Genomic DNA, 442 nt, shown 5'->3' on the forward strand with positions numbered 1-442 from the left:
ACGGAGACACCCCGGCGGGCGGCGATCCGGCCGGGCCGCTCGCCGGCCAAAAGGGCGACGGCGATCTCCCGCTCGGCCGGGGTGAGGACGGCCGCATGGGCCGGGTCGAGGGCGCCGGCGCCGGGCATGGTCTCGAGTGCGACGATCGTGGTGGCGCCGAACCCGATGTCGTTGCGGTCGCGCGGAACGGCGACGGCGCGGATGCGAACCGCGCTGCCGTGCCGGCCCGCCAGCGTCGCCGTGGCGGTCGGTCGAGGCGGCTCGCCGCGGATCGCCCCGGCGGTGCCGGCGATGGCATGCGCGAGCCGGCCGGCCGCCTCGGGGGTGGCGCCGGTGAGCCGACCCCGCTCCACCGTCAGCACGTTGCCGTCGCGTAGAACGGCCTCGGCGGATGGCGACAGCGCGACGATCCGTCCGTACCGGTCGACCGCCAGGGCGCAGG

The 442-nt window shown here is 77.8% G+C and carries 1 protein-coding gene; it reads right to left on the minus strand.

Translation table 11 applies throughout. The features are described from left to right. On the minus strand, positions 1–442 hold a 442-nt coding region (locus tag A33M_RS21905; RefSeq protein WP_040622768.1), incomplete at both ends, for a hypothetical protein.

Origin of the sequence: Rhodovulum sp. PH10 (genome assembly GCF_000293785.1) — a bacterium.
Classification (GTDB): Bacteria; Pseudomonadota; Alphaproteobacteria; order Rhizobiales; family Xanthobacteraceae; genus Rhodoplanes.